15 protein-coding genes are annotated in these 14,456 nt (G+C 67.9%); 8 read left to right on the plus strand and 7 right to left on the minus strand.

Annotated elements, in window-relative coordinates; all coding sequences use genetic code 11:
• Positions 1-74 precede the first annotated feature (74 nt).
• Positions 75-323, plus strand: a complete 249-nt coding sequence (locus AC3A6P_RS29460) for a hypothetical protein (RefSeq protein WP_487695911.1) — start codon at positions 75-77, stop codon at positions 321-323.
• On the opposite strand, the gene AC3A6P_RS29465 is transcribed toward AC3A6P_RS29460, so the two are convergent.
• The 5 genes from AC3A6P_RS29465 to lspA form a co-directional block, all read right to left on the minus strand.
• Positions 324-932 (minus strand): SecDF P1 head subdomain-containing protein, encoded by a 609-nt coding sequence (locus AC3A6P_RS29465; RefSeq protein ID WP_487695912.1) that lies wholly within the window; start codon positions 930-932, stop codon positions 324-326. It abuts the gene before it with no gap.
• A gap of 233 nt (positions 933-1,165) precedes the next feature.
• Complete coding sequence (locus tag AC3A6P_RS29470; protein WP_487695913.1) at positions 1,166-1,543, minus strand: YciI family protein; 378 nt, start codon at positions 1,541-1,543, stop codon at positions 1,166-1,168.
• A gap of 27 nt (positions 1,544-1,570) precedes the next feature.
• Positions 1,571-2,494 carry an EamA family transporter RarD gene (gene rarD / locus AC3A6P_RS29475; protein ID WP_487695914.1) on the minus strand — a complete coding sequence of 308 codons (924 nt, stop codon included), beginning with the start codon at positions 2,492-2,494 and terminating at the stop codon, positions 1,571-1,573.
• Positions 2,491-3,417, minus strand: coding sequence for an RluA family pseudouridine synthase (locus tag AC3A6P_RS29480; RefSeq protein ID WP_487695915.1), 927 nt, complete (start codon positions 3,415-3,417; stop codon positions 2,491-2,493). The genes rarD and AC3A6P_RS29480 overlap by 4 nt, the downstream gene beginning before the upstream one ends.
• A complete protein-coding gene (gene lspA, locus AC3A6P_RS29485; protein ID WP_487695948.1) occupies positions 3,417-3,953 on the minus strand; it encodes a signal peptidase II in 537 nt (178 codons plus the stop codon). The genes AC3A6P_RS29480 and lspA overlap by 1 nt, the downstream gene beginning before the upstream one ends.
• Before the next feature lie 182 nt (positions 3,954-4,135).
• Between lspA and AC3A6P_RS29490 the strand changes: the two genes are divergently transcribed.
• Positions 4,136-5,077: an asparaginase gene (locus AC3A6P_RS29490; protein WP_487695916.1), complete on the plus strand. Its 942-nt coding sequence runs from the start codon at positions 4,136-4,138 to the stop codon at positions 5,075-5,077.
• On the opposite strand, the gene AC3A6P_RS29495 is transcribed toward AC3A6P_RS29490, so the two are convergent.
• The gene (locus tag AC3A6P_RS29495) at positions 5,042-6,412 is read right to left on the minus strand and encodes a DNA polymerase IV (RefSeq protein WP_487695949.1); all 1,371 of its coding nucleotides are present in this window, start codon (positions 6,410-6,412) and stop codon (positions 5,042-5,044) included. The genes AC3A6P_RS29490 and AC3A6P_RS29495 overlap by 36 nt on opposite strands.
• A gap of 136 nt (positions 6,413-6,548) precedes the next feature.
• Positions 6,549-8,051 (minus strand): xylulokinase, encoded by a 1,503-nt coding sequence (locus AC3A6P_RS29500; protein WP_487695917.1) that lies wholly within the window; start codon positions 8,049-8,051, stop codon positions 6,549-6,551.
• Positions 8,052-8,180: 129 nt separating this feature from the next.
• Here AC3A6P_RS29500 and AC3A6P_RS29505 point away from each other — a divergent pair, with 129 nt between their 5' ends.
• The 6 genes from AC3A6P_RS29505 to AC3A6P_RS29530 all read left to right on the plus strand — a co-directional run bounded on the left by AC3A6P_RS29505 (position 8,181) and on the right by AC3A6P_RS29530 (position 14,446).
• Positions 8,181-8,837 (plus strand): class II aldolase/adducin family protein, encoded by a 657-nt coding sequence (locus tag AC3A6P_RS29505; RefSeq protein ID WP_487695918.1) that lies wholly within the window; start codon positions 8,181-8,183, stop codon positions 8,835-8,837.
• Between the two features lie 96 nt (positions 8,838-8,933).
• Positions 8,934-9,977, plus strand: coding sequence for a substrate-binding domain-containing protein (locus AC3A6P_RS29510; protein ID WP_487695919.1), 1,044 nt, complete (start codon positions 8,934-8,936; stop codon positions 9,975-9,977).
• A gap of 101 nt (positions 9,978-10,078) precedes the next feature.
• The gene (locus AC3A6P_RS29515) at positions 10,079-10,882 is read left to right on the plus strand and encodes a DeoR/GlpR family DNA-binding transcription regulator (protein ID WP_487695920.1); all 804 of its coding nucleotides are present in this window, start codon (positions 10,079-10,081) and stop codon (positions 10,880-10,882) included.
• 87 nt (positions 10,883-10,969) lie between these two features.
• Positions 10,970-12,016, plus strand: coding sequence for a zinc-dependent alcohol dehydrogenase (locus AC3A6P_RS29520; RefSeq protein ID WP_487695921.1), 1,047 nt, complete (start codon positions 10,970-10,972; stop codon positions 12,014-12,016).
• A gap of 12 nt (positions 12,017-12,028) precedes the next feature.
• A complete protein-coding gene (locus AC3A6P_RS29525; RefSeq protein WP_487695922.1) occupies positions 12,029-12,244 on the plus strand; it encodes an RNA-binding S4 domain-containing protein in 216 nt (71 codons plus the stop codon).
• 933 nt (positions 12,245-13,177) lie between these two features.
• Positions 13,178-14,446, plus strand: coding sequence for a hypothetical protein (locus AC3A6P_RS29530; protein ID WP_487695923.1), 1,269 nt, complete (start codon positions 13,178-13,180; stop codon positions 14,444-14,446).
• Positions 14,447-14,456 lie beyond the last annotated feature (10 nt).

The following is a 14,456-nucleotide window of genomic DNA, read 5'->3' on the forward strand; positions in this document are numbered from 1 at the left end:
AGTCTAAAGCGGTCCACCGACACGTCCGGGCGTGTCGGCGACAGCCCCGCGGCGTGTCGTGTCGCGGCCTCACGATGACCCTGTTCATCGACTATCCGGGGTTGGCGTTACTTCCGGTTTGTGTGCTGGTCGCCGTCTGGTCATGGTCGCGTTCTCACGTCACAGGGGTGGCGGCTGCCCTCTGGTTGGCGTACTTCGGGTGGGAGCTCTTCGTGAGCGAAGACCGGCCCGACGCCAACATCAGGATCGATCTGTTGGTGATCTACCCGGTGCTGCTGGTGGTGACGGTGTGGGGTGTCTGGCGCGGTCGACGAGCCCGCTGATCAGGCCTCGTCCTGGAGCAGGCGGGCCATCTCGTCGGACTGCTGTTCGGTCAGATTCCCCGACAACTGCAGGGTGTCACCCGAGATGGCCTCGGTGATCTGCGGCGCCGACACCACCACCGAAGCCCGCACGAACGCCACCTGCTTGCCGACCTGGGTCCCGGTGTAGTCGGCGAACGCCGTTGCCGACTCGGCATTCATCGACACCTGGACGATGTAGCCGTTGGTGATCGGTGACAGCAGGGAGTCGACGCGGACCAGCTGCAACTGCACCCCTTCGGGGCCCAGTGTGTACAGCGCGCTGCGGGCGAAGTCGCAGGTGCGCAGCTCCGCGGTGGGCACCACGGGCTGCGGCGGCGGACACTGCTCGGGAAGCACCCCCTCCACGGCGACCACGGGGCGAACCGCCAGCGGTTTGATGGTGTAGACCGGCGGTTCGGTCGAGATGGGCGTGGCTGCCTGCTCGTCGGCACGGCCATCGGAGCTCGCGAGTTGCATCAGCAACGATCCGGCGATGGGCACGACGACGGCCACCCCGCCCACCGCCGCGATGACGGCGATCGAGATCCTGCGTCGCCGCGCAGCCGCCACCCGCGCCCGCTCGTCCATCCTGCAGTCCCCGCCTTTCGTGGCCGTGCTCGGCGGCCCCACGATGTGTATCACGTCGCCCGGGACTCGCAGCGCCAGCCTGGCCGCAAGATGGTCGCGCACGGTTTGGCTGGAAATGTGACAGGGCGGAGTGGCCGCCTCGTACTGGAAGCGGCCGGGATGTCACCGGTGGCCGCGGCGAGCAGGGCCAGCAGCCGGCCGTAGGAGCGGCCGGCCACCTCGGCGACCGCTGCTCAGGGTTGATACCAGCCCCGTTCCCGCGCATAGGTCACCGCGACCGGGCGGATCTCGACCGAGCCCCATTGGGCGGCCGGGCACCGGGCCGCCCAGGCCAGGGCGGCGTCCAGGTCGGCCACGTCGATCACGAAGATGCCACCGAGGCGTTCCTTGGTGTCGGCGAACGGGCCGTCCTGGACCTCGGGTGTGCCGTTGCGCGCGGTGTAGGTGGTGGCCACCGCGGTGCTCTGCAACACCTGGGTGCCGATCAACACCCCCGCGTCGTCGAGGTCAGCGGCATACCGCGCGAACGCTTCCCGGGCCGGGGCCATGTCCTGGTCGGTGAGGCCGGCGTCGGGGCCTTCCTGGTAGTGCATGAGCAGGCTGTACTGCATGGTGACATCCTCCCGGATCGATGGTGGTCACCGAGATGACGATCGATGCGCCCCGGAATCGACATCAGCGCCGGGATTCTTCGATCGTCTGGTCCGCAGGATCGCATCGGCACTGAACACGGCCAGCGCCACCCAGATCAGGGCGAAACCGAGCCAGCGCACGGGCGGCATCGGTTCGTTGCCGACGACGATCCCCCACGTCATCTGCATGGCGGGGGTCAGGTACATCAGCAGACCGAGGGTCACCAGCGGCAGTCGTTGCGCCGCGGCGGCGAACAGCAGCAGCGGGATGGCGGTGAGCGGACCCGACAGCATCATCAGCGCGGTGTGTCCGGCCCCGAACCCGAGGAAGTGGCCCTGGCCGGCGGCTTCGAGGACGGCGATGTAGGCCACCGCGGCCGGCGCCGCGACGGCCGCCTCCACACCCACACTGACCCGCGGATCGGCGGGCACCACCTTCTTGACGGCGCCGTACAGCCCGAAGGAGAACGCCAGCCCGAGTGCGATCCACGGCGGTGCGCCGAACTGCACCCCCAGGATCACCACGGCGACGACGGCGATCAGCAGTGCCGCGACCTGTGCGCGATTGAGCTTCTCGCGGAAAATCAGTACACCGAGGGCGACGCTGACCAGCGGATTGATGAAATAGCCCAGGGCCGCGTCCACCACGTGCCCGTTGTTCACGGCGTAGATGTAGATGAGCCAGTTCATCGAGATCAGCGCCGACGCCAGGATCAGCAGCAGCCAGGTCCGGCGGTCGATGCGGCGCAGATCGGGTAGCCGGCGGACGGCCACCACGACGACGGCCATGAACGCCAGCGTCCACAGGATGCGTTGGGCCAGCACCTCGAACGCGCCCGCCGGTTCCAGCAGCGGGAAGAACGCCGGAAACAGGCCCCAGGAGCCGTAGGCGCCCAGTCCGTACAGCAGCCCGGATCGGGGACTGCTCACTCGTGACTCTGCAGCACGTCGAGCGCGTGCTGCAGATCGTCGGGATAGGGACTGGTGATCTCGACCCGCCGCCCGTCGGCGGGGTGAGCGAAGGCCAGTGACCTGGCGTGCAGCCACTGTCGTTGCAGCCCAAGCCGTTTCGCGATAGTGGGGTCGGCACCGTAGGTCAGGTCGCCGCAGCAGGGGTGGTGCAGCGCCGCGAAGTGCACCCGGATCTGGTGGGTGCGGCCGGTCTCCAGGTGTACATCGAGCAGGCTGGCGGACTGGAACGCCTCGATGGTGTCGTAGTGGGTGACGCTGTGCCTGCCGCCTTCGACGACGGCGAATTTCCAGTCGTGTCCGCGGTGGCGCCCGATCGGGGCGTCGATGGTGCCGCTGGACGGATCGGGATGGCCCTGCACCAGGGCGTGGTAGCGCTTGTCCACGGTGCGCTGTTTGAAGGCCCGCTTGAGGACGGTGTAGGCGCGTTCGGACAGCGCCACCACCATGACACCGGAGGTGCCGACGTCGAGTCGGTGCACGATGCCCTGGCGTTCGTGGATGCCGGAGGTGCTGATCCGGAATCCGGCGGCCGCCAGCCCGCCGAGCACGGTGGGGCCGTGCCAGCCGACCGTGGCGTGCGCGGCCACTCCGGGTGGTTTGTCGACGGCGACGATGTCGTCATCGGAGTACAGGATGGACATGCCCTCGATCTCCTCGGGCACGTTCTCCACCGGCGGCGGTGCCTCGGGCAGACGCACTTCCAGCCAGGCACCGGCGGTCAGCTTGTCGGATTTGCCGGCCTGGGTGCCGTCGAGGACCACACCGCCGTCCTCGGCGATCTCGGCGGCGACCGTCCGCGACAGTCCCAGAAGGCGCGCCAGTCCGGCGTCGACGCGCATACCGGCAAGCCCCTCCGGGACGGGCATGGACCGTTCGGCCATTACTGCGGCTCGGGTTCGAGTTCGGGCTTGCGCCGGCCGACGGTGTCGAAGTCGAAACCGAACAGTGAGAGCACCACCAGCAGGATCGCCCCACCGACGACGGCCGGGTCGGCGACGTTGAACACCGGCCACCATCCGATCGACAGGAAGTCCACGACATGGCCGCGTAGTGGGCCGGGTGAGCGGAAGAACCGGTCGACCAGGTTGCCCAGCGCGCCGCCCAGGATCATGCCCAGGCCGAGGGCCCACCACGGGGACACCAGACGTCGGCCCATCCAGATGATTCCGATCACCACACCGGTGGCCACCAGGGTCAGCACCCAGGTGTAGCCGGTCGCCATCGAGAACGCGGCACCGGAATTGCGCACCAGCGTCCAGGTCACGGTGTCGCCGATGATCGACACCGGCTGGCCGGGGGTCAACAGATGCACGGCAGCGACCTTGGTGATGATGTCGAGCACCCATACCACCGACGCGACCGACAACAGCAGCTTCAGACGTTTCCGGGGCTTGGGCTCCACCGTCTCCTGCTCCACGACATCGGCGTCGGGCTGGGTCTCTCCGGCGTCTGTGGACTCTGCGGGCTCTCTCGGCCCGGGGTCGGTGGCCTTGTCTCCGGTTGAACGGTCCCCCGGCTCCGACGAGCCGGGTGTTTCGTCAGTCACCCGACCATCATCCCCTAACCGCTTCGAGCCCCGCGATCAGGCATGATCAGCCCATGCCACGCCTCGTCGTGATCGCCACCGGAGGCACGATCGCCACCAGCACCGATACCGACGGGGTGAAACGGCCCGCCCGCAGCGCCGGCGATCTGCTGGCAGCTGTCGAACCCCGTCCGGACGTGGAGACGGTGGAGTTGATGGCGGTCGACAGTTCGATGCTGGGGCCGGCCGAGTGGGACGCGATGCGCGACGCCATCGACGCGGCGGTGGCCGGTGGCGCCGACGGGGTGGTGCTCACCCATGGCACCGACACCATGGAGGAGACGGCGCTGTGGTTGGAACTCACCTATGACGGGGCGGTGCCGGTGGTGCTCACCGGCGCTCAGCGCAGCTCCGACGCCCCGGACGCCGACGGGCCGGGCAACCTTCGCGACGCGCTGACGGTGGCAGCCGACCCGGCGGTCGCAGGCTGGGGTGTGACGGTGTGCTTCGCGGGCCGGGTGCTGCAGCCGCTGGGTCTGCAGAAGGTGGCCACCGCGGATCTCACCGGTTTCGCCGGCCGGGTGGTGGCCACGGTGTCCGCGGGGCGCGTGGAGGTGGTCGCGGCCAAGGAACGCAGCACGGTCGGTCGGGTGCGCGCGGGGGCCGCCCCGCGGGTGGACGTGGTACCGGTGTACGCCGGCTCCGATGGGGTGGCGATGGATGCGTTCGTCGCGGCCGGGGCCCGGGGGCTGGTGCTCGAGGCGTTGGGGTCGGGCAATGCCGGCGCGGCGGTGATCGACGCCGTGGGCAGGCACTGCGCGGCCGGAGTGGTGGTGGCGGTGTCGACACGAGTGCCGGGTGGGCAGGTCAGCCCGGGATATGGGCCGGGACGCGCGCTGGTGGACGCCGGCGCGCTGGTGGTGCCGCGGCTGCGGCCGCCCCAGGCCCGGGTGCTCCTGATCGCCGCGCTGGCGGCCGGCTCAGCGCCCGCCGAGATCGTCGACCGGTTCGGCTGAGGCCGGCTCGGCGTCGTCTTCGATGTCGTCGATGTAGTCCGGCCAGTCCAGGCTGTCGACCGGGTTGGCGCTCACGATGTCGGGGCTGGCGACCGGGAAGGTCTTGGCGACACCGCGGCCGCTGGCCCGGGTCTCGAACCGCACGGTCATGACTCCGTGGCCGGCACCCTGGATCCAGCCGTGGCCGAGTTCGGGGTGGGCCACGTCGTCCCCGATCCGCCACCCGCCGGCCTCCGGCGCCGGGGCGCGGACCGGCGCGGCCGTCTCCCCCAGCTGGGCTTCGTGCACTTCCTGCTGATCCAGATCGGGGAACAGCGACTCCTGCCGGACATCGGACAGTCCGGAGAACCCGACGCCGAGCAGCCGGATGGGGCCGATCTCGATGGGGTCCAACAACAATCGGCGCGCCGTAGCGGCCAGGGTCGCTGCCTCGGTGGTGGCGTACGGCAGGGTGGCGGACCGGGTGAGGGTGCTCATGTCGGTCTTCTTCAGTTTCACCGTCACGGTCCTGGCGCCGCGGCCGTCGCGCAGCAGCCGCCGGTGCGCGTGCTCGGCGATGGGGCCGGTGGCCTCGCGAAGCTGATCCAGGGTGGTCAGGTCGGCGGCGAAGGTGGACTCGGCGCTGATCTGTTTGGCTTCGGCACGCTCGGCGACGGGCCGGTCGTCGATCCCGCGGGCGAGGCGGTGCAGCGCCGGGCCGACGGTGGCGCCGAGGATGCTGGCCACCTCGCTTTCGGCCAGTGCGGCGAACTGGCCGATGGTCTCGATGCCCAGGCGGTGCAGTTTGTCCTCGGCGACGGGCCCGATCCCCCACAGCCGGCGCACCGCCAGGCTGTCGAGCAGCGGGCGTTCCTCGTCCCGGCGCACCACCCGGATCCCGTCCGGTTTGGCCAGGCCGGAGGCGATCTTGGCGATCTGCTTGCCCGAGCCGGCGCCCACCGACGCCACCAACCCGGTCTCGGTGCGGACCCGCTGGCGCAGTTGTTCGCAGAAGGCGTCGACGTCGGCGGCAGCGGCTCCGGCGAGTTCGGCAGGCTCCCCGAACGCCTCGTCGAAGGACAGCTGCTCGAGCACGGGCACCACGGTGCGGATGGTCTGGAACACCCGCCGACTGGCCACGCCGTAGACGACACCGCGCGGGGGCAGCACCACCGCGGAGGCGCCGACCAGGCGTCGAGCCTGGTGCATGGGCATGGCCGACCGTGCGCCGAAGACGCGGGCTTCGTAGCTGGCCCCGGCCACCACGCCCCGGCCGCCGAGGCCGCCGACCAGCACGGGACGGCCGCGCAGGGTGGGTCGGGTGAGCTGCTCCACCGAGGCGAAGAACGCGTCCATGTCCAGGTGCAACACCCACCTGTCAGACGCGTTCACGACGTCCGATCGTAGAGCCACTGACCGACGCAACAGGCCAGGCACAGCCGAGGCGAATCATGGCCGGCCAGCCAAAAGAGCCACTGACCGACGCAACAGGTCAGCGTTGGCAGAGCTCCCGCACGGTCGGGTAGATCCGCAGGTAGCGCTTGTAGAGCTCGTCGTACTGCTGGGCCACCTCGGGTTGCGGGGAGATGGACTTCACGGTGCGCGTCATCGCGGCGGCAGCGGTCCGCATGTCGGCGTGGATACCCACCGCGCAGCTGGCCATCATGGCCGCACCCAGTGCGGTGGTCTCCGACTCGGCGCAGATGTCGACCTGCATGCCGGTCACATCGGCGATGATCTGCGACCACAGTGGGCTGCGGGAGCCGCCGCCGGTGGCCAGGAACCGGCGCACCGGTACGCCGGTGTCCGCTTCGACGCCTTCGACCTGCAGGCGCACCTCGAAGGCGGAACCTTCGAGGACGGAGCGGTAGAAGTGGGCGCCGGTGTGGATCCCCGACCAGCCCAGCACGGTTCCGCGCGCGTTGCCCTCCCAGTAGGGCGTCTGCGAGCCGTTCCAGTAGGGCACGGTGAACAAGCCGTCGCTGCCCGGCGGTACCGATTGTGCACCTGCTTCGAGATCCTGTTCACGGGCCGCGCAGGACCGGTCCGCGCCCTGGGCCAGCAGTGCGGGCACGAAGGTGTCGACGAACCACGTGATCAGATACGCACCCGACAGCGTGAACGCCTCCAAGAGGAATCCCTGCCCGGCGGCGTCGAGCACGGTGCGGTACTTGCGTGACCAGCGGTACTCCGGTGAGACATAACCGGCGACGAGTGCGGTGCCGACGTTGAGGTACATGGTCTCGGAATCCGAGACGCCGGTGCCCAGAGCGGCACATTGGCCGTCGCCGGCAGCGGCGATGACGGGGGTGCCCGGTGTCAGGCCGAGCTGTTCGGCGACGGCACCCTCGACAGCGCCGATGACGCTGCCCGGGGTGGCGATCTCCGGCAGTTGACCGGCGTCCACGCCGGCGATCTCACAGAGTGTGGATGACCACTGCCGCGAGGCCAGGTCCATCAGGCCCAGCGAGTCGCCGCTGGAGGCGCTGGTGACCCAGCGTCCGGTCAGTCGCCAGTGCAGGTAGGCGGCCACATCGGCGACCCGGGTGGCCCGCCGCAGCGTTTCGGGCTCGTGTTCTTTGAGCCAGGCCAGTTTGAAGATGGCCGGGGTGATGTCGGGCACCCGCCCGGAGATCCGGTGGGTCTCGTCGGAGCCGTACTCCTCGACCTGCGGCACCGACCGGTTGTCCGCCCACACGATCGCCGGGCGCAACGGTTCGCCCGCTGCGTCGACGCAGACGAATGTCTCGCGTTGGTGGGTGACCGTCACGGCCGCGACCCGGGATCGGTCCACGCTGCTCATGGCCTCGGCGATGACCGCGCTGACGGACCGCCACCAGTCGTGGGCGTCCTGCTCGTGCCGGCCCTCGGGCGTCTTGGCCATGGGAAACGTCGTGCGTCCGACGCTCAGCGAACGTCCGTCCGGGCTGAACACCACCGCTTTGGCGCCGCTGGTCGAACAGTCGACAGCCAGCACCAGATCGCGATCGGCCATCGGCGAGATCCTCCTCGAAACTGTTGACAGAGTGATCCATGCAACAGTGTTAGTTATAACATGCACTGTGTTAGATAAGTGCTCGGGATCGCTGCCGCGGCCCCGTTGCCCTCGACGAAAGGCCAGCCCGTGACCTCCGCTGCATCCAACCTAGACTCGGCCCGCGCCGAGGTGGTCAAGTACGCCAACCGACTCACCTCCGACGGCCTCGTCGTGGGCACCTCGGGGAACATCTCTCTGCGGGTGGACGACGTGATCGCGGTGACGCCCTCCGGCGTCGACTACGCCACGATGCGCCCCGAGGACGTTCCGGTGGTGCGGCTCGACGGCACCGTGGTCGCCGGCGACCTCAAGCCGACCAGCGAGCTGCCCATGCACCTGCGTTGCTACCAGGACTTCGACGCAACAGCGGTGGTGCACACGCATTCGGCTGCCGCAACGGCCCTTTCGTTGTTGAAGGACACCGTGCCGCTGGTGCACTACCAGCTCGCGATGTTCGGCGGCCAGGTGCGGGTGGCGCCCTACCGCACCTACGGCACGCCGGAGCTGGCCGACGCGATGGCCGAAGGGCTGCACGAGCGCAGCGCCACCATCTTGGCCAACCACGGCACCATCGCCTTCTCCCATTCCCTCGGGCACGCCTTCGACAAGGTCAGCCAGCTGGAATGGCTGTGCGACGTGTGGCTGCGCGCCGCCGCCGTCGGTACACCACGGGAAATCAGCCCCGAGGAGCTCGAGCACGTGGTCGCGAAGTTCAGTACGTACGGCCAACCGAAAACCGCGTGACCGACACCACAGAAAACCCTTGACCTGATATAAATCACGGCTAGCATGTGATTTCTCACATACAAATGTGAAGTAGCTCAGCCGTGAAGGGAAGAAATGAGATCTGTGAAGACGCGGTCGGCGAAGCTCGCGGCGGTCGCCGGGACCGCCGTCGTGACCATGGCGGCGCTGACCGCGTGTGGCGCCGGGGACACCAGCGCCGGCGACGATCGCAAGACCATCGGCGTGACCGTCTACGACATGAGTTCGTTCATCACCGCCGGAAAGTCCGGGATGGAGACTTACGCGGCGGCCAACGACATCGACTTGCTGTGGAAGTCGGCCGGCGGCGACGTCAGCACCCAGGCCGACCAGGTGGACCAGTACATCAACCAGGGCGTCGACGCGATCATCATCGTTCCCGTGCAAGCGGATTCGCTACAGCCGCAGATCGAGTCGGCCAACACCAAGGGCGTCCCGGTACTGGCCGTCAACGCCGCGCTCTCGGATGACTCGAAGCTGGCCGCCACGGTGCTGCCGGATGACGTCGCGGCCGGCAAGCAGCAGATGCAGCAGATGGTCGACCACCTGGGCGGCCAGGGCAACATCGTGATCCTGCAGACCAAGCTCGGTTCGTCCTACGAGATCGACCGCACCGCGGGCAATCAGGAGATCCTGAAAGCCAACCCGGGTATCAACGTGCTGGCGATGGACACCGGCGACAACACCCGGGATATCGCGGTGAACAAGATGCGCAACTGGATCACCGCGTTCGGTCCCCAGATCGACGGCATCGTGGCCCAGAACGACGATATGGGCCTGGGTGCGCTGCAGGCCATCAAGGAATCCGGGCTGACGATCCCGATCGTCGGCATCGACGGTATCGAGGACGGCCTCAACGCCGTCAAGACCGGTGATTTCATCGGAACGTCGTTGCAGCACGGCACGATCGAACTCGCCGACGGTCTCGCGGTGGCCAAGCGGGTCGCCGACGGCGAGGACATGTCGCGCGAGTTCGTCTACACCATGCCCCCGGTGGACTCGAGCAACATCGACGAGGTGCTCCAGAACGTCGTCACGGACCGGCAGGCGCTGCTGGACCGGTTGCCCCAGGTGATCGACAAGAACATCGAAACCGGAGACATGGCCAACGAGGAGTAGGGCGACACACTGATACTGGTTAGGCTCGGCGTGTCGTCGCCCGACAAGCCGAGCCGATCCACCCCGCGGAGCAGGGCCGGGTGGGAGGGAAGGAACAGCCGATGAGCAGCCCGAGTCAGAACGGCAAGGCGGCGGCGCGGCAGGAAGAGCGTCACCGCCTGGTCACCGAGGCCGTGATGGCGGCAGGGTCGGTGGCCATCGAGGATCTGGCGCGCATGTTCGACGTCAGCGTGATGACCATCCACCGCGACCTCGACCGGCTCGAAGCCCAGAACGTCCTGCGCAAGGCGCGTGGGGTGGCCACCGCATTGCCCTCCAGCACAGTCGAATCCAACGACGCCTACCGGCGCGGGCAGCAGCGCGACGAGAAGCGGGACCTGGCGGCGACAGCGCTGGAGTTCATCCACCCCGGCGACACGGTCATGCTCGACGACTCCACCACGGTGCTGCCGCTGCTGGACCTGCTGGGCACCAAGGCGCCACTGACCGTGGCGAGCAACAACCTCAGCGTGGTCAACGGCCTCGTCGACACCGAGGACGTCGAGATCGTCCTGATCGGCGGGGAGTACCGGGCCTGGTGCAACTCCTTCATGGGCCAGATGACCCTCGATGCGATCGCGGCCCTGCACGCCGATGTGCTGATTATGTCCACCTCAGCGGTCACCGGGACGGCGTGCTATCACCAGCGTCAGGACACCATCTCGGTGAAACGCGCGTTGATCGCGGCGGCCGAGACCCGCGTCCTGCTGGTCGATCACACCAAATTCGAGCGGCGCGCCCTGTTCCGGCTGTGCGCGCTGTCCGAGTTCGATCATGTGGTGGTGGATTCCGCGACGCCGGAGGCCACCCTCGACGCGCTGTGCCAGCACCACGGCAGTGTCACCGTCGCCCCGCGCTCGAACTGACGGGCGGATGCCGGCGGGTCACCCGGGCGTGGCACAATAAGTTAAATCAAACACGAATCGTGTGATTTTCGACATGGGAGAACAGTGATGCGAGCAGCCGTCTTCTACGGACCCGGCGACCTGCGGATCGAGGACGTGCCGACCCGCAACCCCGAGGCCGGCGAGATCGTCGTCGAGGTGCATGCCGCGGCCACCTGCGGCACCGATCTCAAGGCCTACCGTCGTGGCCACCACAAGCTCTTCAAGTCCTTTCCGGCGCCGTTCGGTCACGAGTTCGCCGGTGTGGTGACCCGCGTGGGGGCCGGAGTCACCGACTTCGAGCCGGGCATGCGGGTGGTCGCGGCCAACACCGCCCCCTGCGGCGGCTGCTGGGCGTGCAAGGCGGGCCGGCTGAGTCTGTGCGAGAACCTCGAATTCCTCAACGGTGCTTTCGCCCAAGAGGTCGTGATCCCGGCCGCCATCGTCCGGCGCAACACCTATCAGATCGCCGACACCACCTCGTTCGCGTCGGTGGCGCCGCTGGAACCGCTGGCGACCGTCGTGCACGGGATGTATGTCAGCGGAATCGAACTCGGCGATGTGGTGGCCGTCAACGGGGCGGGACCGATCGGCCAGATGTTCATCCGGCTGGCCACGCTGCGCGGCGCCCACGTGATCGCCGTCGACCAGTCCCCGTTCCGGCTCGAGGCCGCCAAGAAGATGGGCGCCAAGGAGATCATCGACATCTCCGAGCATCCGGGCGTCGACGAGGTGGCCGCGGCGGTGCGCGCACTCACCCCGTACGGCAAGGGCGCCGACGTCGCGATCGAGGCCGTCGGCCTGCCCCAGGTGTGGGAACAGACCGCCAAATGCCTGCGCCCCGGCGGCAAGGCCGTCATGTTCGGCGGTCCCCCGGTGGGCGCGCACTTCTCGCTGAACGCCAACGACATGCACTACTTCGAGTACACCGTCACCGGCGTCTTCCACCACGAACCGCTCTACGTTGAGCGCGCGTTGCGTCTGATCGAGACCGGCCAGCTCAACGGCGAGGACCTCATCACCGAGGTGCGCCCGCTCGACAAGCTGATCGACAGCCTCGAGGACATGGCCAACGGGGTGGGCAGCAAGTACCTGATCGACCCTCGGCTGGGTTAGTACCCTGACCCGGTGAGCATCACCGAGGTTCCCATCACCGGCGTCATCCGGCTCGGACAGTTCCTGCAAGTGGCGGGGCTCATCGATTCCGGTTCCGACGCCAAAGCGGTGATCGCCGACGGGCTCGTCAGTGTCAACGGCGAGGTCGAGCTCCGGCGGGGCAGGCAGCTGCATCCCGGCGACGCTGTGACGTTGTCCGGGAACACCGCCCAGGTCATCCAGGGATGACCTGGGCGGCCCAGCTGTAGGCCGCACCCGGACCTCACTCCCCCATCTCGAGACCAACTGTTGTACTGCAACGGTTTTGGCGGATGCAGCGGCCGCACGTGCCGCGGGCACCCGGTGCCCGAACTCCGCCGCGCGGCGCCGGTTCGCGAGGTGTGGACGTGCTATTGAGAATGCCATTGATCAATGGAATTCTTGTGATATCTTTGCATCCGGTAGTTGTTTAGATGCAAATGCAACGGCCTGACCTACCCAAATCCGCTCACTCTCGCGGTTTCAGTATGGGCCAAGAAATTAGCTGCAGTTGCATTCTTTCTCGATTCTTGCTGATAGAACCTTTCGCGCAGCAATCGTCGAAGTCCCCGGAACATGGTCCAGTTAATTCGCCAAGCAACCATGCAAACTTCGCCAGAAATTCGAACATCATTCGATTTCTCCTGGAATGCGTTTCTGATCGATTGCACGCTGGGCCCACAATTGTTCGTTGCCATGGACTCTTCGCCGGGCCGCGCGTCAGCGTGCGAAACCGGTTGCTGGTAAACCGGGGTTCACGCCTTCTGCCTGGCATATCCCGGTTCTGAGGACGTGATAGATGCGTAACCGAATTGGGTAAGGCGGTCGAATTGTCACCGTTTTGCCGGAATAGCGGACGACAGAATACGGCACCATTTATTGTGTGATTCGTGCACTCACCAACGGTCGGAAATGACACACGAGACAGCGGAGCTTGGTTACTGGGCAATTGCCGGGTCTCGTGGATACACCGTCGGACCGTTACTGGTACCCTCGGCCCGCAGTCGCGTACACGAATGGCAAGCAGTGCCGCACCATCGTTGCGGGGCAAAACCATGAACACGTGCTTGCACATGTTTACCGCTGGGTCCCGAAGAACCGTGACGCCTGTACCAGCTGGGCTCGACGCGAAAGGCATCGGAAATGCTTGATCAGTTCAATACCAAGGTGAACGTCGGGACGTTCGCCGTCGCCGCCTTCGGGTCGGCGGTTGCCTGCGGGGCGGCAGTGGTCGGGATCGTCGCCTTGCCGTCGGCCCTGCGCGAGGCACCGGTGCTGACCGCCGACGTGCGTCTTGCCTCCACTGAGTCGGAGATTGCCGCTTCAGAACCGTTGTGGTACCTCGAAAACGGCTCTCACGCGCAGGCTTTCATCGGCACCGGCACGGCGGCAGCGGCGGCCCCGGCGGAGGAATCACGGCCCATGTTCGGCCCGGGTGGCTGGCTGGTCGGCGACGGGCGCGATGCCCTGGAACTCAACCCCGACTGTATATCCCTGTGCAACGGGGAAGACGGTGGACTCTTCGGCGGAAACGGTGGCGACGGCGCCTTCGGCGGCGCCGGCGGCAACGCGGGTTGGAACGGCAACGGCGGCAACGGTGGTGCCGGCACCGACGCGGTTTACGCAGCGGACGGAACCTTGATCAAGGCCGCCGGCGCCGGTGGCAACGGCGGCAACGGTGGTCTTGGCAACGGCTCCGGGGGCCATGGGGGCAACGGCGGCAACGCGGTCAACCCCAAGGGGGACGCCACAGCGGCGCCCGGCGGCGCCGGGGGTAGTAGCGGACTCTTCAGCGGCAATCCCGGAAACGGGGGTAATGGTGGAAACGCCACGGCCACCGTGGGCAATGCCACTGGCGGCGATGGCGGTCTGCCGGGCTCACGCGTCTCCGACCTCAATCCCACGGGCATCGGCGGCAAGGCCGGCGACGGGGGGGATGCCTTCACGGTCATCGGTGACGCCAAGGGTGGGGACGGCCCGCAGTCAGGCCACGGAAAGTGGAATGGCGCGCAGCCCGGTGGAAACGGCGGTGACGCCACCACCACCACCGGAGACGCCACCGGCGGCAACGGGGGCCAAGGCGGTGGTGGCTTCTCGAGCGTCGGCGCCGACGGAGGCGCCGGTGGCGCGGCGAAGACCGAAAACGGCACCGCCCGCGGCGGTAATGGAGGGGCAGGCGGGAAGACCGTCAGCATCGGCCCGTCCGGCGCGGGTGGCCCGGGCGGCAGCGCTACCGGAACGATTGCCAAGGGTGGTGACGGCGGCAACGGTGGCCAGTTTGGTCTCGGTGGACCCGGCGGCGCAGGCGGCGCCGGTGGTTCGGCTGTCGGGCCGACCGCCACGCCCGGCAAGGGCGGCGCCGGCGCCAATGGCATCGGCTCGAAGGGACCCGACGGTGCGGAAGGCGCGTAACTCGTGGCCG

Source organism: Mycobacterium sp. Soil_C_30 (assembly GCF_057656995.1).